Origin of the sequence: Streptomyces sp. NPDC005566, assembly GCF_040605575.1 — a bacterium.
GTDB lineage: Bacteria > Actinomycetota > Actinomycetes > Streptomycetales > Streptomycetaceae > Streptomyces.
Map to the genome: position 1 here is coordinate 85,612 of NZ_JBEXDB010000019.1, position 22,185 is coordinate 107,796.

The window sequence follows — 22,185 nt, forward strand, 5'->3', positions numbered from 1 at the left end:
TTACACGTTCGCCCCGGCGGCACACCTCGTGCTGCTGGGGCGTTCGTTTATCGGCGCCCGCGGGCGTATAACGGCTTAAGACGTTTATAGGGCCGACGGCCTTGATCGCGCCTCACTTTGCTGCGCATTGCCGTGATGTGCCCTGTTTTGAGTACTTTGGTTTTGTGGTTTCGGAGCACCTTCGGAGGACACCAGTGGGACGACTCTTCGGCACGGACGGCGTGCGCGGTGTCGCCAATGCGGACCTGACGGCCGAGCTCGCGCTCGGGCTCTCGGTCGCTGCGGCGCACGTACTGGCCGAGGCAGGCACCTTCGAGGGACATCGGCCGACAGCCGTGGTGGGCCGCGACCCCCGCGCTTCCGGAGAGTTCCTGGAGGCCGCCGTCGTGGCGGGCCTGGCCAGCGCGGGCGTGGACGTCCTGAGGGTCGGCGTACTGCCGACCCCCGCCGTGGCGTATCTCACCGGCGTGCTCGGCGCCGACATCGGCGTGATGCTCTCCGCGAGCCACAACGCCATGCCGGACAACGGCATCAAGTTCTTCGCGCGCGGCGGCCACAAGCTGGCCGACGAGCTGGAGGACCGCATCGAGACGGTGTACGAGCAGCACCGCACCGGCGAGCCCTGGGCGCGTCCGACGGGTGCCGGAGTCGGCCGGGTCACCGACTACACCGAGGGCTTCGACCGGTACGTCGCGCACCTCATCGCGGTCCTCCCGAACAGGCTCGACGGGCTGAAGGTCGTCCTGGACGAGGCGCACGGCGCAGCCGCCCGCGTCTCGCCCGAGGCGTTCGCCCGCGCCGGGGCCGAGGTCGTCACCATCGGTGCCGAGCCGGACGGCCTGAACATCAACGACGGCTGCGGCTCCACCCACCTGGGTCTGCTGCGGGCCGCCGTCGTCGAGCACGGCGCCGACCTCGGCATCGCGCACGACGGCGACGCCGACCGCTGCCTCGCCGTGGACGCCACGGGCGAGGAGATCGACGGCGACCAGATCCTGGCCGTGCTCGCCCTCGCCATGCGCGAGGCCGGACAGCTGCGCAAGGACACCGTCGTCGGCACGGTCATGTCGAACCTCGGCTTCAAGATGGCGATGGAGCGCGAGGGCATCGAACTCGTCCAGACCGCCGTCGGCGACCGCTACGTCCTGGAGTCGATGAAGGCCGAAGGCTTCGCACTGGGTGGCGAGCAGTCCGGCCACGTCATCGTCCTGGACCACGCCACGACGGGTGACGGCACGCTGACCGGTCTGATGCTCGCGGCACGGATCGCCGCCACCGGCCGTACGCTCGCGGACCTCGTCGGTGTGATGCAGCGCCTCCCGCAGGTACTCGTCAACGTGCCGGACGTCGACAAGTCCCGCGTCGACACCTCGCCCGAACTGGCCGCCGCGGTCGCCGAGGCCGAGCGCGAGCTGGGCGACACCGGGCGCGTACTCCTGCGCAAGTCGGGCACGGAGCCGCTGGTACGGGTCATGGTCGAGGCCGCCGACATCGAACAGGCGCGCGCCGTGGCCGGGCAGCTGGCCGACGTGGTGAAGTCCGCGCTCGGCTGACGGACTACCTGACGGTGGACGGGCTCGGCCGCGCGGCCGGGCCCGTCCGGCGTTGTGCGGCCCACAGCGCCTTCTGGAGCAGCAGCGTCAGCGTGCCCGCGACCACGATGCCGCCCAGGTTGGCGAGGAGCTGAGCCGTGGAGCCCCAGGTCTGCTGCAGGTCCTGGTAGCTGAAGGCGACTGCGGCGTTGGCGGCGGCCGGCACGGTGGTCACCGAGATGGCCACGCCGATCAGTGCCCCCGACTTCGCCGAGGTCAGCGAGAGCGTTCCGGCGATGCCCGCCAGGAGCGCCACCACGAACGACATCCAGTCCGGATGCCAGATGAATCCCGTGTTGGGCCGGTCCGCCGAGACCATGCCCTCGTCGAACAGCCCGAAGGCGTCCAGCAGCCAGGCGAACCCGGCCGTCACCACCATCGCCACCGCGAACCCGCCGATCAGCGCCCACAGCGACCGCGCGACCAGCCGCGGCGCGCGCTGCACGAGCGCGGTCGAGATCCCGGCCAACGGGCCGAACTCCGGGCCCACCGCCATCGCGCCCACGATCAGGATCGCGTTGTCGAGCATCACCCCGCAGGCGGCCAGCATCGTGGCCACGGAGAGGAACGCCACATACGTGACGCTGAACGTGGACTCCTCGTGGGTGACCTCCGACAGTTCCTCCCACAGCACCGCGTCCGCGCCCTCGCCGGGCGCGTCCTTCTCCGCCTTGTCGGCGTGCGCGGACAGGGTGAGGTCCATGTTCTCGACGGTGATCGAACCGGACTTGTCGATACCGAGTTCCCTCAGCCCGCCGATCAGTTCGTCACCCGCCTCGCGCGCGACGTCGCACAGGACCACATCGCCCGCCGGGCTGCGGGCCGCACCGCTGAGTACCGCGAGATGCGCGGTGCCCACCGTGCGCTCCAGCAGCCGCAGCACCTCCTCGGTGCGGTCGGCGGGCACGATGAGGCGCAGATGCAGCACGGTGCACCCCTTCGGAGTCAGAGTTTGCGCAACGACAGACGCTGGACCTTGTGGTCAGGCCCCTTGCGCAGCACCAGAGTGGCACGGCCCCGTGTCGGTGCCACGTTCTCCAGCAGATTGGGCTTGTTGATGGTCCGCCACATGGTGCGCGCGTAGTCCAGCGCCTCCTCCTCGGAGACCTGGGTGTACTTGCGGAAGTACGAGAACGGGTTCTGGAACGCCGTCTCGCGCAGCCGGCGGAAGCGGTGGAGGTACCAGGTCTCGATGTCCTCGGGGCGCGCGTCGACGTACACGCTGAAGTCGAAGTAGTCGGCGAGGCCGACCCTGGTCCGGCCGTCCTTGCCGGGCAGCGCGGGCTGCAGCACGTTCAGCCCCTCGACGATCAGGATGTCCGGTCGGCGTACGGTGAGCCGCTCATCGGGCACGATGTCGTAGATCAGGTGCGAGTAGACGGGCGCAGTCACCTCGTCCTTGCCGGCCTTGATGTCGGCGACGAAGCGGGTCAGGGCCCGCCGGTCGTAGGACTCCGGGAACCCCTTGCGCGACATCAGCCCGCGCGCCTGGAGCTCCTTCATCGGCAGCAGGAACCCGTCCGTGGTCACCAGCTCCACCCGGGGATGCTCCGGCCAGCGTGCCAGGAGCGCCTGCAGGATGCGGGCGCTGGTGGACTTGCCGACGGCGACGCTGCCCGCGACCCCTATGACGAACGGGGTGCCGCGCTGCTCGCCGTGGCCGTTGCCCGCGTCCCCCAGGAAGGTGTTCAGCGCCCCGCGCAGCCCGGAGGTGGCCTGGACGTAGAGGTTGAGCAGCCGGGAGAGCGGCAGATAGACGTCCCGCACCTCATCGAGGTCGATGACATCGCCGAGCCCGCGCAGCTTCTCGACCTCCGCGGCGGTCAGTGGCAACGGGGTCTTGTCGCGCAGCGCGCTCCACTCCGCCCGCGTCAGGTCGACGTACGGCGTCGGCGCGTGCTCGGTGCGACGGGAGCTCCGTGCGGGCGAGGTGATCACGTACTCATTGTTGCGGGAGTTTGAACGGAGTGGGGGGTGGGCTCGGTCACGTGGGGGACGGGGCGGGGCCTGTGGCGGGTTCGCCCGGAGCCGCAGAGTCGCCAGGGGCGAGCCGGAGGGGAGAGCCCCGGGGAGTGCGGACCGGTGGGGTTCGTGGCGCGGAGACAACGCGGCGCGACAACTCGGGGAACGAGTTGCGTCCCAGGGCGAACAGACGTCCCGCGTGCCACGGTGACCGCGCAGGTCACCGGGCACTCCTGGCTCTCCGAACGCAACCGGGCAGCTGGGGCTGCGGCGAGGCGAGCGCCCTTCTTGTGGGTGCCATACAGTTCTTTGTACATGACCATGCTCGCGGGAGGTGCTGGATGTCCGTGACCCAGATCGACATAGACGATGACGCGCTGGAGCGCACCATGGCTCTGTCCAAGGCCAGGACCAAGAAGGAGGCGGTGAATCTGGCCCTCCGGTACTACGCGGACCAGCAGGACCGCGCGGTGCGGATCAGCCGCCACTTCGAGCGGGCTCGCCAGTGGGGAGCAGTGGAGGACGCCGAGCGCCGGCACCAGGCGGAGAAGGACGGGCAGTGATCTATCTGCTCGACACGTCCGGTCTGGTCCGTCTGCTCGGAGACACCGGCCTGCAGTCGGCCTGGTACGACGCGATCAGCGCCGAGGCGTTGGCTTCCTGCTATCCGCAGCGCGCGGAGTTCCTCCACAGCGCCCGGACCGGTCGTGAGTACGACGAGATCGTGGACATGTTCACCGATCTCTACCCGGACGTCTCGGTACCGAAGAACGCGGGACGCTGGATCAGCGCGGTGCAGCAGCGTATGGCGCGGGTCGGGGAGCACCGCAGCGCCTCGGCCGTGGACCTGATGATCGCCGCGACTGCTGCCCACCACGGGCTGGTTGTTCTCCACGACGATGCGGACTACCGCACCGTCGCCCGGCATGCGCCCGACCTGAAAGAGCACTGCGTCCGCGACGTGGGCTGACCCTGCCGGCCTGAGAGGTTGCGCCGCGGTTCGAGCTGCTCAAGTACAGCTACAGGATCCAGGGGTGCCAGGAGGCGCGGACGCTGCCCTCCCGGTTGCCGCGGTTCGGCTGATGCCCCGACCGGGCGTGGAGCACGGCTACTGTCCCCCACCGGCCTGCGGCCTTATGGTGCCGATATGTGCGGAATCGTGGGTTACGTCGGTGGGCAGTCGGCGCAGGACGTCGTCGTCGCGGGGCTGAAGCGGCTGGAGTACCGGGGGTACGACTCCGCGGGGGTCGCCGTCCTCGCGGACGGTGGTCTGGCCGGGGCGAAGAAGGCCGGGAAGCTCCTCAACCTGGAGAAGGAGCTCAAGGAGCGGCCGTTGCCCGCCGGGAACACCGGGATCGGGCACACCCGTTGGGCCACCCACGGCGGCCCGACCGATGCCAACGCCCACCCGCACCTCGACAACGCGGGGCGCGTCGCCGTCGTACACAACGGGATCATCGAGAACTTCGCCGCCCTGCGCGAGGAGCTGACCGGGCGCGGCCACGAGCTGGCCTCCGAGACCGACACCGAGGTCGTCGCCCACCTGCTGGCGGAGGCGTACTCCTCGGCCGGCGAGCTCGCCGAGGCCATGCGCCAGGTCTGCCGGCAGCTGGAGGGCGCGTTCACCCTGGTCGCGATGCACGCGGACGAGCCCGATGTGGTCGTCGGGGCCCGGCGGAACTCGCCCCTGGTGGTCGGGGCCGGGGACGGGGAGATGTTCCTGGCCTCCGATGTGGCCGCCTTCATCGCGCACACCCGGGACGCCATCGAGCTGGGCCAGGACCAGGTGGTGGAACTGCGCAGGGACGGGGTGACCGTCACCGGGTTCGACGGCTTTCCCGCCCAGTCGCGTGCGTACCACGTGGACTGGGACGCCTCCGCCGCCGAGAAGGGCGGCTACGCCTCGTTCATGCTCAAGGAGATCGCGGACCAGCCGAAGGCCGTCGCCGACACGCTCCTGGGCCGGATCGACTCCGCGGGTGCGCTGCACCTGGACGAGGTGCGGATCCCGCCGAGCGAGCTCAGGGAGGTCGACAAGGTCGTCATCGTCGCCTGCGGGACCGCCTTCCACGCCGGGATGATCGCCAAGTACGCCATCGAGCACGTCACCCGGCTGCCCTGCGAGACGGAGCTGGCCAGCGAGTTCCGCTACCGCGACCCGATCCTGGACCGGCACACCCTGGTCATCGCGATCTCCCAGTCCGGCGAGACGATGGACACGCTGATGGCCCTGCGGCACGCCCGTGAGCAGGGGGCGAAGGTCCTCGCCATCTGCAACACGAACGGGTCGACCATCCCGAGGGAGTCCGACGCCGTCCTGTACACCCACGCCGGTCCGGAGGTGGCCGTCGCCTCAACCAAGGCGTTCCTGACGCAGCTCGTCGCCTGCTACCTCGTCGCGCTGTACCTCGGCCAGGTCCGCGGCACCAAGTGGGGCGACGAGATCCGCACGGTGGTGCGCCAGCTCTCCGAAATCCCCCGGCAGGTGGAGGAGCTCCTCGGGACGATGGAGCCGGTGCGCGCGCTCGCCCGCTCGCTCGCGCACCGCGACACGGTGCTCTTCGTGGGCCGGCACGTCGGCTACCCGGTGGCCCTGGAAGGCGCGTTGAAGCTCAAGGAGCTCGCGTATATGCACGCCGAGGGCTTCGCGGCCGGAGAGCTCAAGCACGGGCCGATCGCGCTCATCGACGAGGGGCTGCCGGTCGTCGTCATCGTGCCGTCCCCACGCGGCCGTTCGGTGCTCCACGACAAGATCGTGTCGAACATCCAGGAGATCAGGGCCCGCGGCGCCCGTACCGTCGTCATCGCCGAGGAGGGCGACGAGGCGGTCGTCCCGTACGCGGACCACCTCATCAGGATCCCCGCTACGCCTACGCTGCTTCAGCCGCTGGTCGCCACCGTGCCGTTGCAGGTCTTCGCCTGCGAGCTGGCGACGGCCCGCGGCAACGAGGTGGACCAGCCGCGCAATCTGGCGAAGTCCGTGACCGTGGAGTAGACGGGGGAGCAGGCCGTGCAGTGGATCAGGGTGAGGGTGAGCACGTGATCATCGGGGTCGGGATCGATGTGGCGGAGATCGAACGCTTCGGCGCCGCGCTGGGGCGTACGCCGCAGTTGGCGGACCGCCTCTTCCTGGAGAGGGAGTTGCTGCTGCCCAGCGGCGAGCGGCGGGGCATCGCCTCACTGGCCGCCCGGTTCGCCGCCAAGGAGGCGCTGGCCAAGGCGCTCGGGGCGCCGGGCGGGCTGCTCTGGACGGACGCCGAGGTGTGCGTCGAGGACAGCGGGCAGCCCCGGCTGGAGGTCCGCGGCACGGTCGCGGCCCGCGCCGCCGAGCTGGGCGTGCGCAGCTGGCACGTATCGCTCAGCCATGACGCGGGGGTGGCGTCGGCCGTGGTGATCGCGGAGGGTTGAGCGCATGCGACAGGCGTACAGCGTTTCGACCGTACGGGCCGCCGAACAGGCGCTGATGGCACGGCTGCCCGAGGGCGCCCTGATGCAGCGCGCCGCCGCCGGCCTGGCGGTGGCCTGCGGCGACCTGCTCCGGCGCAACGGCCGGGTGTACGGCTCCCGGGTGCTGCTGCTCGTCGGCAGCGGCGACAACGGCGGGGACACGCTGTACGCGGGGGCCCGGCTGGCCCGGCGCGGAGCGGGCGTACGGGCCCTGCTGACCGCGCCCGACAAGGTCCACCGGGGCGGTCTCGCAGCGCTGCTCGCGGCGGGCGGCCAGGTCCTGGACTCCCCGGACCGCATCGGCCACGCCTTCGGGCCCGTCGACCTCGTCGTCGACGGGATCACCGGGATCGGGGGCCGCGGCGGTCTGCGCCCCGAGGCGGAGCAGCTGGTCCGCGCGGTCACCGGCGGACACGCGCCGGTGCTCGCCGTGGATCTGCCCAGCGGGGTCGAGGCGGACACCGGTCAGGTCCTGGGGGCTGCCGTACGGGCGGACGCCACCGTCACCTTCGGTACGTACAAGCCGGGGCTGCTCATCGACCCGGCCGCCGAACGGGCGGGCGCCCTGCGTCTCATCGACATCGGGCTGGGCCCCGAGCTGCCCGGGCGACCCGACCTGGAGGCCCTGCAGTACGCGGACGTGGCAGACCTCCTGCCGGTGCCGGGGGCCGAGAGCGACAAGTACCGGCGCGGTGTGGTCGGCGTGGCCGCAGGGTCGGAGCGGTACCCGGGTGCCGCTGTGCTCGCGGTCGCGGGCGCGCTGCGCGGCGGCGCCGGAGCCGTGCGGTACGCCGGTCCCGGCGCGGACGCGGTGATCGCCCGGTTCCCGGAGACCTTGGTGCACCCGTGGCCGCCGTCGAAGTCCGGCCGGGTGCAGGCCTGGGTGGTCGGGCCGGGGCTCGGCGACTCCTCCGCGGCGGCGGGCGCGGTGTCCGACGTGCTGGCCACGGACGTTCCGGTGCTCGTCGACGCGGACGGGCTGCGGCTGATGGACGCCGGGGCCGTACGGGCGCGCACCGCCGCCACCGTCCTCACCCCGCACGCCGGGGAGGCCGCCGCGCTCCTGGGCGTCCCGCGCGAGGAGGTCGAGGCGGGACGGCTCGCCGCCGTCCGGGAACTGGCCGCGCGCTACGGCGCGACGGTGCTGCTCAAGGGGTCGACGACCCTGGTCGCGGAGGCCGGGGGCGCGCCCGTACGGGTCAACCCGACGGGCACGTCGTGGCTGGCCACGGCGGGGAGCGGAGATGTGCTCTCGGGGCTGACCGGTTCGCTCCTGGCTGCGGGCCTCGCCCCGCGGGACGCCGCGTCGGTGGGCGCCTACCTGCACGGGCTCGCGGCGCGCCGGGTCTCGGGCGGGGCGCCGGTCGCGGCGCAGGACGTCGCGGACGCGATCCCGGCGGCCTGGCGGGATGTGCGGGCCTGATCCACCCTGGCAGGAGCACAACGGGAGCCGGAAGGGTGATCGGACGTGGGCAGCAGCGGCACCGTACGCATGCGCAGGGTGTACGACCCGCCCGAGGACGGCGACGGCACCCGCGTCCTCGTCGACCGGCTCTGGCCGCGCGGGGTGTCCAAGGAGCGGGCGGCCGTCGACGTGTGGGCCAAGGACGCGACCCCCTCGAACGAGCTCCGCTCCTGGTACCACGAGGACCGCTCCGGCAACCGCTACGACGACTTCGTGGGCCGCTACCGCACCGAACTCGGCGACCCCGCCCACACCCGAGCCGTGGACGAGCTGCTCGGGCTGCTGCGCGAGGGCGGCCCGGTCACGCTGCTCACGGCGGTGAAGGACATCCCGGGCAGCCATGTCCCCGTCCTCGCCGAGCACCTGGAACACGCCCTGGAGCAGGGCTGACGCCTCACCGCGCCCGGGAGATCGAGGGCACATGCGTACGGCTCTGAGAGACTGGGCGCGATGAACGAGACAGCGTCCCCCAGAGCCCGTGCCGAGATCGACCTCGCCGCGGTGCGCGCCAACGTGCGCGCCCTGCGTGCGCGGGCGTCCGGGGCGCAGCTCATGGCCGTCGTGAAGTCCGACGCGTACGGGCACGGCGCGGTGCCCTGTGCCCGGGCCGCGATCGAGGCCGGTGCGACCTGGCTGGGCACGGCGACCCCGCAGGAGGCCCTCGCCCTGCGGGCGGCCGGGATCGGCGGACGGGTGATGTGCTGGCTGTGGACGCCCGGCGGCCCCTGGCGCGACGCGATCGAGGCGGACATCGACGTCTCGGTGAGCGGCCTGTGGGCGCTCACCGAGGTCGTCGCCGCGGCCACGGAGGCCGGCATTCCGGCCCGGGTCCAGCTCAAGGCCGACACGGGCCTCGGGCGCAACGGCTGCCAGCCCGCCGACTGGCCGGAACTGATCTCCGCCGCCCGCGCCGCCGAGGCCGCGGGCACGTTGCGCATCACCGGCCTGTGGTCCCACTTCGCCTGCGCGGACGAGCCGGGCCACCCCTCGATCGCCGCCCAGCTGAACGTGTTCCGCGACATGCTGGCGTACGCGGAGAAGGCGGGCGCCGAACCCGAGGTGCGGCACATCGCCAACTCGCCGGCGACCCTCACGGTGCCCGAGTCGCACTTCGATCTCGTACGCGCCGGGATCGCCGTGTACGGCATCTCGCCGAGCCCGGAGCTGGGCACACCGGCCGACTTCGGCCTGCGTCCCGTGATGACGCTCGCCGCGTCGATCGCGCTGGTCAAGCAGGTGCCCCCGGGCCACGGCGTCAGCTACGGCCACCACTACACGACCTCCGCCGAGACGACGCTCGCCCTCGTGCCCGTCGGTTACGCGGACGGCATCCCGCGCCACGCCTCCGGCCGGGGCCCCGTTCTCGTCGACGGCCGGATCCGGACGGTGGCAGGCAGAGTGGCGATGGACCAGTTCGTGGTCGACCTCGAGGGCGACACCCCGGAACCGGGTACGGAGGCGGTGCTGTTCGGGCCGGGCGACCGGGGCGAGCCGAGCGCCCAGGACTGGGCGGTCGCGGCCGACACGATCGCGTACGAGATCGTCACACGCATCGGTGCACGCGTACCCCGCGTCTATCGAGACGCGGCGACAACGACGAGGAGCACGGCACGGTGAGCGACACCAGTGCGGGGGACGTGGTGGCGACGGCTGCCGTCGCCGCGGCCGGCTGGCGCCGGGCGGGCGTCGCCGGGGCGGCGATAGGCGTCATCGCTGCGGGTGCGGCGGCCGGTGTCGCGGTCGAGCGGCTGACGGTGGGCCGTGGCATGCGCAAGAAGGCCCGGCTCGCGCTGGACGCCGCGGGACCGTACGGCTCGCTGCGCGGGGTGTCCGGCCGGGCCGTCGCCGACGACGGCACCGAGCTGTACTACGAGGTCGACGAGGTCGAACCCGACGGCGGCACGGGCCGCGCGGGCACGAAGGCGGGTGCCGGGTCCACGGCCCCCGGCTCGCGACGGCGCAGGCTCTTCGGCCGCAAGGCACCCGTGCCCGTCACCGTCGTCTTCAGCCACGGCTACTGCCTCAGCCAGGACTCCTGGCACTTCCAGCGGGCGGCCCTGCGCGGCCTGGTGCGCACGGTCCACTGGGACCAGCGCAGTCACGGCCGCTCCGAGCGCGGACGGGCACAGGCCGAGGGAGTGGCCGTCGGCATCGACCAGCTGGGCCGCGACCTGAAGGCGGTCATAGACGCCGCGGCCCCCGAGGGCCTGCTGGTGCTGGTCGGGCACTCGATGGGCGGCATGACGATGATGGCGCTCGCCGACCAGTACCCGGCACTGGTCCGTGACCGGGTCGCCGCGGTCGCCTTCGTCGGCACGTCGAGCGGGAAGCTCGGCGAGGTGAACTTCGGTCTGCCGGTGGCGGGCGTGAACGCGGTGCGCCGGGTGCTGCCCGGGGTGCTCAAGGCGCTCGGTTCGCAGACGGAGCTCGTGGAGCGCGGACGGCGGGCGACCGCCGACCTGTTCGCGGGGCTGATCAAGCGGTACTCGTTCGGTTCGCGGGACGTGGACCCGGCGGTCGCTCGGTTCGCGGAGCGGCTCATCGAGTCCACCCCGATCGATGTGGTCGCCGAGTTCTACCCGGCGTTCACCGAGCACGACAAGAGCGGGGCGCTGCCCGCCTTCCTCGATCTTCCGGTGCTGATCCTGGCCGGCGACAAGGACCTGGTCACACCCAGTTCGCACAGCGAGGCCATCGCGGACGAGCTGCCGGACGCGGAGCTGGTCATCGTGCCGGACGCCGGTCACCTGGTGATGCTCGAGCACCCGGAGACGGTCACCGACCGGCTCGCGGACCTGCTGGTGCGGATCGGAGCGGTTCCGGGCGAGGCGCCCGGATCCTCTAACGTTGGCGAGCATGGAAGCAGCGCACAACGGCCCGGTGGCTGACACCGTCGTACCGGGCACCGTCACCGTCGACCTCGCCGTCGAGTCCCCCGAACAGATGAGGGACCTCGGCCGCCGTATCGCCGGTGTGCTGGCCCCCGGCGACCTGGTGATGCTCACCGGCGAGCTCGGCGCGGGCAAGACCACGCTCACCCGGGGGCTCGGCGAGGGCCTCGGGGTACGCGGTGCCGTCACCTCGCCCACCTTCGTGATCGCCCGGGTGCACCCGCCCCTGGGCGACGGGCCCGCCCTGGTCCACGTCGACGCGTACCGCCTGGGTGGCGGGCTCGACGAGATGGAGGACCTGGACCTCGATGTGTCGCTGCCGGAGTCGGTGGTCGTCGTGGAATGGGGCGACGGCAAGGTCGAGGAGCTCTCGGACGACCGGCTGCAGGTGCTGATCCACCGTGCGGTGGGTGACACGGACGACGAGCGGCGCACGGTCACGCTGGTCGGCATCGGGGCGCGCTGGGCGGGTCTGGACGCGGATCTGGCGGGAGCCTGACCGGTTTCCGCCGCATCGGCCGACGTTCCGGCCGGTGCTTTCCGACAAGCCGTCGGTAAAATGTTGCGCAGGGGGCTGCGGCCGTGGTCACATGGTTGCGAGATTGGTTAGGTCTGCCTAACCGGATCTTTCACCGAAGCCCGAGGAGGCATGCATGCCGACACCCGAGCGTGAAGTGCAGCCGCAGTCGCCGCAGGCGGAGCCGCCGTCGGCGTCCGCGGTGTCGATGAAGGACCTGCTGGCCTCCTGCGCGGCTGCGACGGCGGTCTCGACGCCGCCCCGCGAGGAGCACGAGGACGGCGGGCAGGAACAGCTGCCTGCCGGACGCGACGCGGCCTGAGGGACCCCGACCGGGCGCTGCGGGACGGGCGGTACGGGATGACGGGCGGTCGCGGTCCTACGGGACGACGACGATCTTGACGCCGACCGTCGCGAACGTCCACATCGCGTTGCCGTCGGCACGCTTCATCCGGACCCCGCCGGTCTTGATCGTGGGGTCGGGGCTGTGCATCGAGTCGTCCTGTGCGGCGCTGAAGCCCACGGAGACGTCGTCGACGTTCGCGAAGCGCACCACGTGTTCGATGGGCACACCGTCCGAACCCTTGATGCTGCCGGAGCGCGAGGTCACCCGGTAGACACCGGGCAGCGGGCTGATGGCGCTCGGCATCACGGTGAACGTCCGGAGCGACTTCTCCTCGGCGTCCACGATCCACACCCGACGGTCCTTCAGCGCGTACACGACGCGCGCCCCGGTGTCGGAGTCCGCGGGGACCGCGAGCGGTTCCCTCGGGGCCTCGGACTTCTCGGTGGGAGCGGCCGACGAGCTGCCGGAGGACCGCGCCGTGGGGGCGACGACGGATTCGGGCGCGTTCGCCGACGCCTGGTAGGCGAGGAAACAGACCGCGGCCACCGCCGCCGCCGTGAGCCCGGCCACGATTCCCGAGCTGCCCCTAGCCACCGTGAGCTCCCCTTTCGCATGCCGTTCGTCGCATGTCGTACAAGCATTTACGTCGTACACACGTATACCCGGCGACGGTACCAGCAGCGGCAGTGCCGACCGGTACGACGTACGGGCGGGACGTACCCGAGTCGGCGGAGCCGTAGGCTGTTTGTGTGCTCCTGCTCGCCGTTGATACCGCCACGCCCGCCGTCACCGTCGCCCTCCACGACGGGACCTCCGTCGTAGCCGAGACCGGCCAGGTCGACGCCCGAAGGCACGGGGAGCTCCTGCTCCCCGCCGTCGACCGTGTCCTCGCCGAGGCCGGGGTGAAACTCGACGCCGTGACGGACGTGGTCGTCGGGGTCGGCCCCGGTCCGTACACCGGGCTGCGCGTCGGTCTGGTGACCGCGGCGACGTTCGGCTCCGCCCTCTCCGTACCGGTGCACGGACTGTGCACGCTCGACGGCCTCGCGTACGCCGCCGGGCAGGCCGGCCTCGAAGGCCCGTTCGCCGTCGCGACGGACGCGCGGCGCAAGGAGGTCTACTGGGCACGGTACGAGGACTCCCGCACCCGGTCCGGTGAGCCCGCCGTCGACCGGCCCGCCGACATCGCCGAGCAGCTCGCCGGGCTGCCCGTCGTCGGCGCGGGCGCCCTGCTCTACCCCGAGGCCTTCCCGGACGCGCGCAGCCCCGAACACGTCTCTGCCGGAGCCCTCGCCGCCCTCGCCGCCGAGCGCCTCGCCGCCGGGGCGGAACTGCTGCCCCCGCAGCCGCTCTACCTGCGCAGGCCCGACGCCCAGGTCCCGAAGAACTACAAGGTGGTCACCCCGAAGTGACGACCGTGACCGCTGTGCTCCGCGAGATGCGCTGGTGGGACATCGATCCGGTGCTGGACCTGGAGCACGAGCTGTTCCCCGAGGACGCATGGTCGGCCGGGATGTTCTGGTCCGAGCTGGCCCACGCGCGCGGCCCGCAGGCCACCCGGCGCTATGTCGTCGCCGAGGACCCCGTCGACGGCCGGATCGTCGGCTACGCGGGCCTCGCCGCGGCCGGTGAGCTCGCCGACGTCCAGACGATCGGCGTCAGCCGCGGCCAGTGGGGCGGCGGCCTCGGCTCCGAACTCCTGACCGACCTCCTCAGACACGCCACCGCCTTCGAGTGCACCGCGGTGCTCCTGGAGGTCCGCGTCGACAACACCCGCGCGCAGAAGCTGTACGAACGCTTCGGCTTCGAACCGATCGGTTTCCGCCGGGGTTACTACCAGCCCGGGAACATCGACGCACTCGTCATGCGCCTGACCGTACAAGGAACAGAGACTGACTGATGGCTGACGAACCGCTCGTACTCGGCATCGAGACCTCCTGCGACGAGACCGGCGTGGGCATCGTGCGCGGAACGACACTGCTGGCCGACGCCGTCGCCTCCAGCGTCGACACGCACGCCCGCTTCGGAGGCGTCGTCCCCGAGATCGCCTCCCGCGCCCACCTGGAGTCGATGGTTCCCACCATCGAACGAGCGCTGAAGGAGGCCGGGATCAGTGCCCGCGACCTCGACGGCATCGCGGTCACCGCCGGTCCCGGGCTCGCCGGGGCGCTCCTCGTCGGGGTGTCGGCGGCGAAGGCGTACGCGTACGCGCTGAACAAGCCGCTGTACGGGGTCAACCACCTCGCCTCGCACATCTGCGTGGACCAGCTCGAGCACGGCCCGCTGCCCGAGCCGACGATGGCCCTGCTGGTCAGCGGCGGGCACTCCTCGCTGCTGCTGGCGCCCGACATCACCAACGACGTACGGCCGCTGGGCGCGACGATCGACGACGCGGCGGGCGAGGCCTTCGACAAGATCGCCAGGGTGCTGCACCTCGGCTTCCCCGGCGGACCGGTCATCGACCGGCTGGCGAGGGAGGGCGACCCGAAGGCGATCGCGTTCCCGCGCGGGCTCAGCGGCTCGCGCGACCCCGCGTACGACTTCTCCTTCTCCGGCCTCAAGACGTCGGTCGCGCGCTGGATCGAGGCGAAGCGGGCGGCGGGCGAGGAGGTTCCCGTACGGGATGTGGCGGCGTCCTTCCAGGAGGCCGTCGTGGACGTACTGACCCGCAAGGCCGTGCGGGCCTGCAAGGACGAGGGCGTCGACCACCTCATGATCGGCGGCGGTGTCGCGGCCAACTCGCGGCTGCGGGCGCTGGCCGAGGAACGGTGCGAGCGGGCCGGGATCCGGCTGCGCGTGCCGAGGCCCGGACTGTGCACGGACAACGGGGCCATGGTCGCCGCGCTGGGCGCGGAGATGGTGGCCCGCAACCGCCCGGCCTCCGACTGGGAGCTCTCGGCGGACTCCTCGCTGCCGGTCACCGAGACCCATGTGCCGGGGGCGCACAGCCACGCCCACGACCACGACCACGTGCACGAGATCAGCAAGGACAACCTCTACTCATGACCGTCGCCCTGATGTGGGAGGCGCGCGCCACCGAGGGCCGCGGCGCGGAACTGCTGGAATGGGCCCGGTCCAGGGCGGGTGAGCTGGCCCGGGAGCCGCTGCGCAGCGAGCTGCTGCGTGCCCCGCAGGACCGGGTCCTCGTCCTCACCTGGTGGGAGGCGGGGTACGACGACGAGCTGCCGGAGCTGCCCGAGCCGGACGCCGCGCTGATCACACGCCCGGTGCACCGCTGGCGCTTCGAGTCGCTGGGGCCGGCGGACGGCTGAGGCCGCCCGCCACAGCCGCCTCCGGTGGCCGTCGCGGAAGAATCTCAGAAGAATTCTGCCGGACGTGTCGATCCGGGCCCCTCCCGTTCGACGCAGGGGTGAGAGGCGGGGACGAGCCCCGCCGCCCGATCCGAGGAGTCACCATGCCGCGCTATCTGACGATGGTCCGCATCGACGAGAACAACGCTCCCGCCGAAGGCCCCAGCGAGGGTCTGATGGAGCGCATGGGCGCGCTCATCGAGGAGATGACCAAGGCCGGTGTCCTGCTCGACACGGCCGGGCTCACCCCGACCTCCCAGGGCACCCGGGTGACCTGGTCCGACGGGGAGTTCACCGTCACGGACGGGCCGTTCACCGAGACCAAGGAAGTCATCGGCGGCTACGCCATCATCCAGGCCAAGGACAAGGCCGAGATCCTGGAGTGGACCAAGCGCTTCCTCGCGGTCCACGAGACCTACTGGACCGTCACCTCCGAGATCCGCGAGATCGCCGAGGGCTGACGGCGGCGGCCCTCCGGAGCGGGGCGGGTGCGGCGGGTCCTTGCCGCACCCGCCCCCGGCTGCTCTGATGGGTGGCCGTGACAGAAGCGAGCAGTGCCGTCGAGGCCGTGTACCGGATCGAGTCGGCGCGGATCATCGCCGGAACCGTACGCATCGTGCGGGACGTCGGCATCGCCGAGGAGCTCGCGCAGGACGCCCTGGTCGCCGCGCTGGAGCAGTGGCCGCGCACGGGTGTCCCCGACCGGCCCGGCGCCTGGCTGATGGCCACCGCGAAGCACCGGGCGATCGACCTCGTACGCCGCAAGGAGACCTACGCGCGCAAGCTGGCGGAGGCCGGGCGGGCCTTGGAGGCCGTACCGGCGCCCGATACCGCGGACCCGGACGGCATCGACGACGACCTGCTCCGGCTGATCTTCACGTCCTGCCACCCGGTCCTGTCCACCGAAGCCCGCATCGCCCTGACCCTGCGGCTGCTCGGCGGCCTGAGCACCGAGGAGATCGCCCGCGCCTTCCTGGCCACCGAGTCGGCCGTCGCCCAGCGCATCGTCCGTGCCAAGCGGACCCTGAGCCGGGCGGCCGTCCCCTTCGAGGTGCCCTACGGCCCCGAGCGCGCCGCTCGCCTCGGCTCCGTGCTGGACGTCATCTACCTGATCTTCAACGAGGGGTACGCGGCGACGACGGGCGACGACTGGCTGCGCCCCGCACTGTGCGAGGACGCGTTGCGCCTGGCCCGGCTGCTGGCCGGGCTGATGGACCGGGAACCCGAGGTTCACGGCCTGGCGGCACTGCTCGAGCTCCAGGCATCCCGGACCAGGGCCAGGACCGGTGCGGACGGCGCGCCCGTCCTGCTCGCCGACCAGAACCGCTCCCGCTGGGACCAGCTGCTGATCCGGCGCGGATTCGCGGCCCTGGAGCGGGCGCACGCCGCGGGCGGCGCCCCGGGGCCGTACGCCCTGCAGGCCGCGATCGCCGCCTGTCACGCCCGCGCGCTGCGGTACGCGGACACGGACTGGACGACCATCGCCACCCTGTACGGCCATCTCGTGAAGGTGGCCCCGTCCCCCGTGGTGGAGCTGAACCGCGCGGTCGCCGTCTCCATGGCCGAGGGCCCGGCGGCCGGACTCGCCCTGGCCGACGCGCTCGCCCAGGACCCGGCGCTCGCCTCGTACCACCTGCTGCCCAGCGTGCGCGGCGATCTGCTGCGGCGGCTGGGGCGTACGGAGGAGGCGCGGGCCGCTTTCGTGCTGGCGGCCGGGCTGACCCGCAACGCCCGGGAGCGGGCGATGTTGCTGGCACGGGCGGAGAGCGTGTCCCGATGAGTTTCCGGACCGGGCGCGGTCTACCTTGCACAGCGTTCCGGAGCAGCCCGATGCGGCAAGGAGAAGACCATGCAGAAGATCAAGCCCTGTCTGTGGTTCGACGACCAGGCGGAGGACGCGGCGAACTTCTACGTCTCGGTCTTCGGCGGCGACTCCGCCGTCGTGGACATCACCCGCTACACCGAGGCGTCACCGGGTGAGACGGGCAAGGTCATGACCGTCGACTTCCGGCTCGCCGGCCAGGAGTACATCGGCCTCAACGGAGGCCCGATGTTCCACTTCAGCGAGGCGATCTCGCTCTCCGTCGACTGCGAGACGCAGGAGGAGGTCGACCGGTTCTGGGACAGGCTCACCGAGGGCGGCGAGGAGAGCGTGTGCGGGTGGCTCAAGGACAGGTACGGGCTGTCCTGGCAGATCGTTCCCCGCGCCCTGCCGGAGCTGCTGGCCGACCCCGACAAGGACAGGGCGGAGCGGGTGATGAAGGCGATGCTCGGCATGCGCAAGCTGGACGTCCAGGCGCTGCGGGACGCCTGAGCCCTCTCCGGCCCGAGCGTGCCGCACGCCGTGCGCGGCAGGGGAAACGGGCGCACCCTGGAAGCAGGGACTTCGGGAGGTGACCCGCCATGATGGAGACCACTGTCGGGTGGCATATCGAGCTGGAATTCGAGGAGGACACCCACCGCACCCGCGCCGCCGCTCTCGTTCGTCTCAGCGACGGCAGCGAGGTGCGGGCCCACGGCTACGCCAGCCGCCACCCCTCCGATGCGGAGCAGCCGAGAGTCGGCGAGGAGATCGCGGGTGCCCGTGCGCTCAACGAACTGGCGATGAAGCTGCTCACCAAGGCACACGACGAGATCGACGAGGCGTCCGGCAGGACGTCGTACCCGCTGACCTGATCCCCTCACCGGCACCGGCACCGGCACCGGGTCAGGACTCGTCGACCTTCAGGGCGTTGCGCCACACCGTGACGTCCAGCGTCATGTAGTTGCTGGCCGCCGTCTCCGAGGGGAGGGCGCGGACGACGACGAGTCCGAGGTGGCCGGTGTCGGTGCGGACACAGATCTGGGTGCCCCGTACGAGCCGGTCCACGTCGAGGTCGGTGGAGTAACGGGTCTCCGACCGGCAGGTGTCGAGGCTGCCCTGCTGGCCGGGGTTCAGCAGGATCATGGAATCGCTGGTGCGGACCACGCTGCTGATGGAGCTGTAGGCGAAGTCGCCCTCGGACCCGTCGAGCGGACTGTCCGTGGCATCGGCGAAGTTGATGTGGTAGCCGCCGGTGAGGTCGATGCCCTTGTAGACGACCGGCTCGGGGTCGGGCAGCGGCGCGGAGTCGTCCCCGCCGTCGTCCGCCGGTTCCCCGGAGCCCTCGGACGGGGCGTCCGAGGAGGGGTTCGCGGCCGGCGCCTTCTCCTTGCCGTCCGCCTGGGTCTGCTTCCCCTTGTCCTCGCTGCCGCCGCCGTCGAGCAGTTTGTAGGCGGCGAGGCCACCGCCGAGGCCGACGAGCAGCGCGGCGGCCAGCCCGATCGCGACGAGCTTTCCGGTGCGCTTCTTGGGACGGGTGGGCCCGGCGGGCGGTACCTGCGCCGTCGGATACGTGTGCGGCCCGGTCGGGTAGCCGTACCCGCCGGGCTGCTGCGTGTGCTGCTGGGGCTGCTGGGTGGGGACGGGGTAGCCGTATCCCGGTACCGGATGCTGCTGGTGCCCTGCGGACGGCGGAGGCGTCGGGTAGCCGTACGCGCCGGGCGCCGGGGCCGCCGTGACGGTCGAGGGCTGCGGCGCCACCTGGGCCGACGGGGCGGTCGGCGGATGCGTCGCGGAAGCCGTGGCCGGGGCGGTGGGCGCCACGGTCGGGGGCGGCGGGGTCCGGTCCGGGGCGGGTGCGGCGGTCCGGCCGCTGATGTCGGCGGCGACCGCGCGCGGCAGCCAGTCCTCCGGACGGCGCAGCTGCGTCTCACTGTTGGCGGTACGGCACAGCTCGATCACCTCGGTGACCGACGGCCTGTCCTCCGGCGCCTTGGCCAGACACCGGGTGACGAGCTCCTTCAACTGCTCGGGGACCGTGGTCAGATCCGGTTCCTCGTGCACGATCCGGTACAGCACACCGTGCGAGGCGCCCTCACCGAAGGCGGGGGAGCCCGTTGCCGCGTAGGCCGCGACGAGCCCGAGCGCGAAGAGGTCGGTCGCCGCGGTCACCTGCCGTCCCGAGGCCTGCTCGGGCGACATGAAGGCCGGGGTCCCGATCGTGACACCGCTGCCGGTCAGCGAGGTGGCGTCGGCGGCGCGGGCGATGCCGAAGTCGATGACGCGCGGCCCGTCGGCGGCGAGGAGCACGTTGGACGGCTTCAGGTCCCGGTGGACGATGCCCGCCCCGTGGATGACGTGGAGCGCCTCGGCGATCCCGGCGACCAGCAGCAGCACGGCAGGAACGGGCAGCGGCCCGTGCTCGCCGACGGCCGCCGCGAGGGAGGGGCCGGGCACGTACGCGGTGGCGAGCCAGGGCTGGCCGCCGTCGGTGTCACTGTCGATGACCGGCGCGGTGTACAGGCCCTGCACGCGCTGGGCGGCCTGCACCTCCTGCTGGAACCGCCGGCGGAATTCCGCGTCCTCGCTGAAGTCCGGCCGGATCACCTTGATCGCGACGGGCCGTCCGCCCGGCGTGTACGAGAGGTAGACCTTGCCCATCCCGCCGGAGCCGAGTTTCGCGGTGAGCCGGTAGCCGGCCACGGTCCGCGGATCGTTTTCCTCCAGCGGCTGGAAGACCCCGTCGCTTTCCTGGTGTTGATGACTCATCGTGCTGCTGCCCCCGGCCGGCCTGGTTGGACTCGAAACGAGCCGTACTGTATCCGGAACCTGGGACGGCCGGGCAGGTACGGCCGGTTGCGTGTCGGCAGTCGCGATTCCGTTTCCTGCGGCGGGAGTCGGAGCGGAGAGGGTCACCGGCACGTGCACGTGCACGGTCTGGGTAGTGTCTTGTCCATGCCACCCCGTTCTCCGCTGCCGCCTCCGCCGCCGCCCGTGGAGATGCGTTCCTGGCCCGACCGCGACGCCCTGCTGCGGGACCGGGCGCTGGTCCTCGGCGAGCTCGTCAGGATGCACATCGGGCCGGGCCGGCTCGGAATGCTGTGGCTGTGGGCGGGACTTGCCGCGCTCGGCTGGTCGTTCGTCGGCACCGCGATGCTCACCTTCGAGGGGTCCTACGACGTCATCAGCGCGTTCATGGGCCTCGTCTGCGTCGTCGTCGGCGCCGGCCTGCTGGTTCCCTCGGCCGTCTTCGTCGCTCTCGGTGTGCTCAGGGACCGCCGGGTGCGCCGGCTCCTCGCGCAATGGGGCGGGCTCGACCGGGACCCGGTGGGCGACGTGCCGCTGCGCAGGCCCGCCGCCGGAACCGTCTGGATGCTGACGTCGTACCTGCTGTGCGCGGTCGGCCTGTACACCTGTGTGACCGTCCCTGCCACGGCCAGGGCGGGCCAGGAGACCTACGGCATGGTGGCGTTCCTTATGGGGCTCGGTTTCGTCGCCTGGCTGACCGGGCTGATCGGCCTCGTCAAGGCGTTCGCCCACCGCCGCTGGGTGGTGCGGGTGCTGATCGGGGCGCCGGCCGAGCCGCTGGTCCGGGTGGACGGCGCCTGCCACTGATCAGGGCTGCTTCACCGGGTGTCCGATCAGCATCGTCGGGGCACCGGCCACCCGGGTGAGGAACACGGTGGCCGAATGCGGCCCCTGGAGCTTCATCCTCCGTCGCAGCTCCTCGGGTTCGACCGCCGATCCGCGCTTCTTGACGGTCAGGACACCGACCTTCCGCTCCCGCAGCAGGGCCTTGAGCTTCTTCATGTTGAAGGGCAGCCGGTCGGTGATCTCGTACGCGGCCGTGTAGTCGGAGTCGTACGGCTGATCGCTCGTGACGTACGCGATCGTCTCGTCGACCAGCCTGCCCTCGCACCGTTGCACGATGTCGGCGACCAGATGGGCGCGGATGACGGCGCCGTCCGGCTCGTACAGAAAGCGGCCGACGGGGCCGACGGGCGGTGCGGGGAGCGGGGCGGCGGCCACCAGGGTCGCGCGGGAGGGCAGCAGGGTGGCCCGGAAGGCGCCCGGGGTGAAGCCCTCGCCGAACCACAGCACGGCCTCCTTCACATCACCGCCGTCCGAGATCCACTCGGCTTCCGCCTGCGGTCCGATCGCCTCGTGCGGGACACCGGGGGCGATCTTCAGCGCCGCGCGGGGGGCCTTCAGCGCCGCGGCGGTCGCCCAGGAGAGCGGCGGCGAGTACGCCTCGGGGTCGAAGATCCTGCCGCGCCCGCCGCGCCGGGCCGGGTCGACGAAGACCGCGTCGTACGGGGAGGTGTCGATCTCTGTGACGTCGGCACACCGCACCTCGATCAGGCCGTCGAGGCCGAGAGCCTCCGCATTGGCGCGGGCGACCTCGGCGGTCAGTGGGTCGCGGTCCACGGCCAGGACCGAGATACCCGCCCGAGCGAGGGCGATCGCGTCCCCGCCGATCCCGCAGCACAGGTCGGCCACGCTCCGCACGCCGCCGAGACCGGCGAACCGTGCGGCGCGGTAGGTGGCGACCGAGGTCCGGGTCGCCTGTTCCACTCCGTTCGGGGTGAAGAACATCCGGTGTGCGTCCTCGGCACCGAACTTCGCCGCGGCCCGCTGCCGCAGCCGCGCCTGACCCAGCGCAGCCGACACCAGGCCTGCCGGGTGGGAGCGGCGCAGCCGGGTGGCCGTGGCCAGCTCCCGGGCGGGGTCGTAGTCGCGCAGTTCGTCCAGGAGCGCCGTGCCCTCGGGGCTGCGCAGGGCGGCGAAGGCCACGAGCGGATCTGTGGGGCCGGTGGGATCCGCGGGACCGGCGGGGTCTGCGGAATCGGCGG

25 protein-coding genes are annotated in these 22,185 nt (G+C 72.1%); 20 read left to right on the forward strand and 5 right to left on the reverse strand.

All coding sequences use genetic code 11. The features are described from left to right. Nucleotides 1-194 precede the first annotated feature (194 nt). The gene (gene glmM, locus ABZS61_RS27675) at nucleotides 195-1,553 is read left to right on the forward strand and encodes a phosphoglucosamine mutase (RefSeq protein WP_356426761.1); all 1,359 of its coding nucleotides are present in this window, start codon (nucleotides 195-197) and stop codon (nucleotides 1,551-1,553) included. A gap of 4 nt (nucleotides 1,554-1,557) precedes the next feature. On the opposite strand, the gene ABZS61_RS27680 is transcribed toward glmM, so the two are convergent. Beyond that, the gene (locus ABZS61_RS27680; protein WP_356426765.1) at nucleotides 1,558-2,520 is read right to left on the reverse strand and encodes a DUF389 domain-containing protein; all 963 of its coding nucleotides are present in this window, start codon (nucleotides 2,518-2,520) and stop codon (nucleotides 1,558-1,560) included. Between the two features lie 17 nt (nucleotides 2,521-2,537). Then, nucleotides 2,538-3,530 carry a type I pantothenate kinase gene (coaA, locus tag ABZS61_RS27685; protein ID WP_356426768.1) on the reverse strand — a complete coding sequence of 331 codons (993 nt, stop codon included), beginning with the start codon at nucleotides 3,528-3,530 and terminating at the stop codon, nucleotides 2,538-2,540. A gap of 365 nt (nucleotides 3,531-3,895) precedes the next feature. Between coaA and ABZS61_RS27690 the strand changes: the two genes are divergently transcribed. The 10 genes from ABZS61_RS27690 to ABZS61_RS27735 all read left to right on the forward strand — a co-directional run bounded on the left by ABZS61_RS27690 (nucleotide 3,896) and on the right by ABZS61_RS27735 (nucleotide 12,196). After that, a complete protein-coding gene (locus ABZS61_RS27690) occupies nucleotides 3,896-4,117 on the forward strand; it encodes a type II toxin-antitoxin system VapB family antitoxin (RefSeq protein ID WP_356426771.1) in 222 nt (73 codons plus the stop codon). Continuing rightward, nucleotides 4,114-4,524, forward strand: a complete 411-nt coding sequence (locus ABZS61_RS27695; protein WP_356426774.1) for a PIN domain-containing protein — start codon at nucleotides 4,114-4,116, stop codon at nucleotides 4,522-4,524. Before ABZS61_RS27690 ends, ABZS61_RS27695 begins: the two co-directional genes overlap by 4 nt. A 177-nt stretch (nucleotides 4,525-4,701) precedes the next feature. Next, complete coding sequence (gene glmS, locus ABZS61_RS27700) at nucleotides 4,702-6,549, forward strand: glutamine--fructose-6-phosphate transaminase (isomerizing) (protein WP_356426777.1); 1,848 nt, start codon at nucleotides 4,702-4,704, stop codon at nucleotides 6,547-6,549. Between the two features lie 44 nt (nucleotides 6,550-6,593). Then, a complete protein-coding gene (locus ABZS61_RS27705) occupies nucleotides 6,594-6,962 on the forward strand; it encodes a holo-ACP synthase (protein ID WP_356427000.1) in 369 nt (122 codons plus the stop codon). Between the two features lie 4 nt (nucleotides 6,963-6,966). Then, nucleotides 6,967-8,424 carry an NAD(P)H-hydrate dehydratase gene (locus tag ABZS61_RS27710; protein WP_356426780.1) on the forward strand — a complete coding sequence of 486 codons (1,458 nt, stop codon included), beginning with the start codon at nucleotides 6,967-6,969 and terminating at the stop codon, nucleotides 8,422-8,424. A gap of 45 nt (nucleotides 8,425-8,469) precedes the next feature. Then, nucleotides 8,470-8,856 (forward strand): DUF488 family protein, encoded by a 387-nt coding sequence (locus ABZS61_RS27715; RefSeq protein ID WP_356426783.1) that lies wholly within the window; start codon nucleotides 8,470-8,472, stop codon nucleotides 8,854-8,856. 60 nt (nucleotides 8,857-8,916) lie between these two features. Beyond that, nucleotides 8,917-10,083: an alanine racemase gene (alr, locus tag ABZS61_RS27720; RefSeq protein ID WP_356426786.1), complete on the forward strand. Its 1,167-nt coding sequence runs from the start codon at nucleotides 8,917-8,919 to the stop codon at nucleotides 10,081-10,083. After that, the gene (locus tag ABZS61_RS27725; RefSeq protein WP_356426789.1) at nucleotides 10,080-11,354 is read left to right on the forward strand and encodes an alpha/beta hydrolase; all 1,275 of its coding nucleotides are present in this window, start codon (nucleotides 10,080-10,082) and stop codon (nucleotides 11,352-11,354) included. The genes alr and ABZS61_RS27725 overlap by 4 nt, the downstream gene beginning before the upstream one ends. Then, the gene (gene tsaE / locus ABZS61_RS27730; protein ID WP_356426792.1) at nucleotides 11,323-11,856 is read left to right on the forward strand and encodes a tRNA (adenosine(37)-N6)-threonylcarbamoyltransferase complex ATPase subunit type 1 TsaE; all 534 of its coding nucleotides are present in this window, start codon (nucleotides 11,323-11,325) and stop codon (nucleotides 11,854-11,856) included. Before ABZS61_RS27725 ends, tsaE begins: the two co-directional genes overlap by 32 nt. 154 nt (nucleotides 11,857-12,010) lie before the next feature. After that, nucleotides 12,011-12,196, forward strand: coding sequence for a hypothetical protein (locus tag ABZS61_RS27735; protein ID WP_356426794.1), 186 nt, complete (start codon nucleotides 12,011-12,013; stop codon nucleotides 12,194-12,196). 57 nt (nucleotides 12,197-12,253) lie between these two features. Here ABZS61_RS27735 and ABZS61_RS27740 read toward each other — a convergent pair whose 3' ends face one another. Beyond that, nucleotides 12,254-12,814 carry a hypothetical protein gene (locus ABZS61_RS27740; RefSeq protein ID WP_356426797.1) on the reverse strand — a complete coding sequence of 187 codons (561 nt, stop codon included), beginning with the start codon at nucleotides 12,812-12,814 and terminating at the stop codon, nucleotides 12,254-12,256. A gap of 155 nt (nucleotides 12,815-12,969) precedes the next feature. On the opposite strand from ABZS61_RS27740, the gene tsaB reads away from it, so the two are divergent. The 8 genes from tsaB (at nucleotide 12,970) to ABZS61_RS27780 (ending at nucleotide 18,207) form a co-directional block, all read left to right on the forward strand. Further along, on the forward strand, nucleotides 12,970-13,632 hold the full coding sequence (gene tsaB, locus ABZS61_RS27745; protein ID WP_356426800.1) for a tRNA (adenosine(37)-N6)-threonylcarbamoyltransferase complex dimerization subunit type 1 TsaB: 663 nt from the start codon (nucleotides 12,970-12,972) through the stop codon (nucleotides 13,630-13,632). After that, a complete protein-coding gene (gene rimI / locus ABZS61_RS27750) occupies nucleotides 13,629-14,120 on the forward strand; it encodes a ribosomal protein S18-alanine N-acetyltransferase (RefSeq protein ID WP_356426803.1) in 492 nt (163 codons plus the stop codon). Before tsaB ends, rimI begins: the two co-directional genes overlap by 4 nt. Then, a complete protein-coding gene (gene tsaD / locus ABZS61_RS27755; RefSeq protein WP_356426806.1) occupies nucleotides 14,120-15,226 on the forward strand; it encodes a tRNA (adenosine(37)-N6)-threonylcarbamoyltransferase complex transferase subunit TsaD in 1,107 nt (368 codons plus the stop codon). Before rimI ends, tsaD begins: the two co-directional genes overlap by 1 nt. After that, complete coding sequence (locus tag ABZS61_RS27760; RefSeq protein ID WP_356426809.1) at nucleotides 15,223-15,492, forward strand: hypothetical protein; 270 nt, start codon at nucleotides 15,223-15,225, stop codon at nucleotides 15,490-15,492. Before tsaD ends, ABZS61_RS27760 begins: the two co-directional genes overlap by 4 nt. A 143-nt stretch (nucleotides 15,493-15,635) precedes the next feature. Further along, nucleotides 15,636-15,992, forward strand: a complete 357-nt coding sequence (locus ABZS61_RS27765) for a YciI family protein (RefSeq protein WP_356426812.1) — start codon at nucleotides 15,636-15,638, stop codon at nucleotides 15,990-15,992. A gap of 71 nt (nucleotides 15,993-16,063) precedes the next feature. Beyond that, a complete protein-coding gene (locus tag ABZS61_RS27770) occupies nucleotides 16,064-17,311 on the forward strand; it encodes an RNA polymerase sigma factor (protein ID WP_356426815.1) in 1,248 nt (415 codons plus the stop codon). Nucleotides 17,312-17,380: 69 nt separating this feature from the next. Next, nucleotides 17,381-17,845: a VOC family protein gene (locus tag ABZS61_RS27775; RefSeq protein WP_356426818.1), complete on the forward strand. Its 465-nt coding sequence runs from the start codon at nucleotides 17,381-17,383 to the stop codon at nucleotides 17,843-17,845. 89 nt (nucleotides 17,846-17,934) lie between these two features. Then, entirely contained in the window at nucleotides 17,935-18,207 is a 273-nt protein-coding gene (locus ABZS61_RS27780) for a DUF1876 domain-containing protein (RefSeq protein WP_307125402.1), read from the forward strand. A gap of 31 nt (nucleotides 18,208-18,238) precedes the next feature. Here ABZS61_RS27780 and ABZS61_RS27785 read toward each other — a convergent pair whose 3' ends face one another. After that, nucleotides 18,239-20,101, reverse strand: coding sequence for a protein kinase (locus tag ABZS61_RS27785; protein ID WP_356426823.1), 1,863 nt, complete (start codon nucleotides 20,099-20,101; stop codon nucleotides 18,239-18,241). Between the two features lie 186 nt (nucleotides 20,102-20,287). Here ABZS61_RS27785 and ABZS61_RS27790 point away from each other — a divergent pair, with 186 nt between their 5' ends. Then, the gene (locus tag ABZS61_RS27790; RefSeq protein ID WP_356426826.1) at nucleotides 20,288-20,947 is read left to right on the forward strand and encodes a hypothetical protein; all 660 of its coding nucleotides are present in this window, start codon (nucleotides 20,288-20,290) and stop codon (nucleotides 20,945-20,947) included. Here ABZS61_RS27790 and ABZS61_RS27795 read toward each other — a convergent pair whose 3' ends face one another. Further along, nucleotides 20,948-22,126 carry a methyltransferase domain-containing protein gene (locus ABZS61_RS27795; RefSeq protein ID WP_356427003.1) on the reverse strand — a complete coding sequence of 393 codons (1,179 nt, stop codon included), beginning with the start codon at nucleotides 22,124-22,126 and terminating at the stop codon, nucleotides 20,948-20,950. It lies immediately after the preceding gene. Nucleotides 22,127-22,185: the final 59 nt, after the last annotated feature.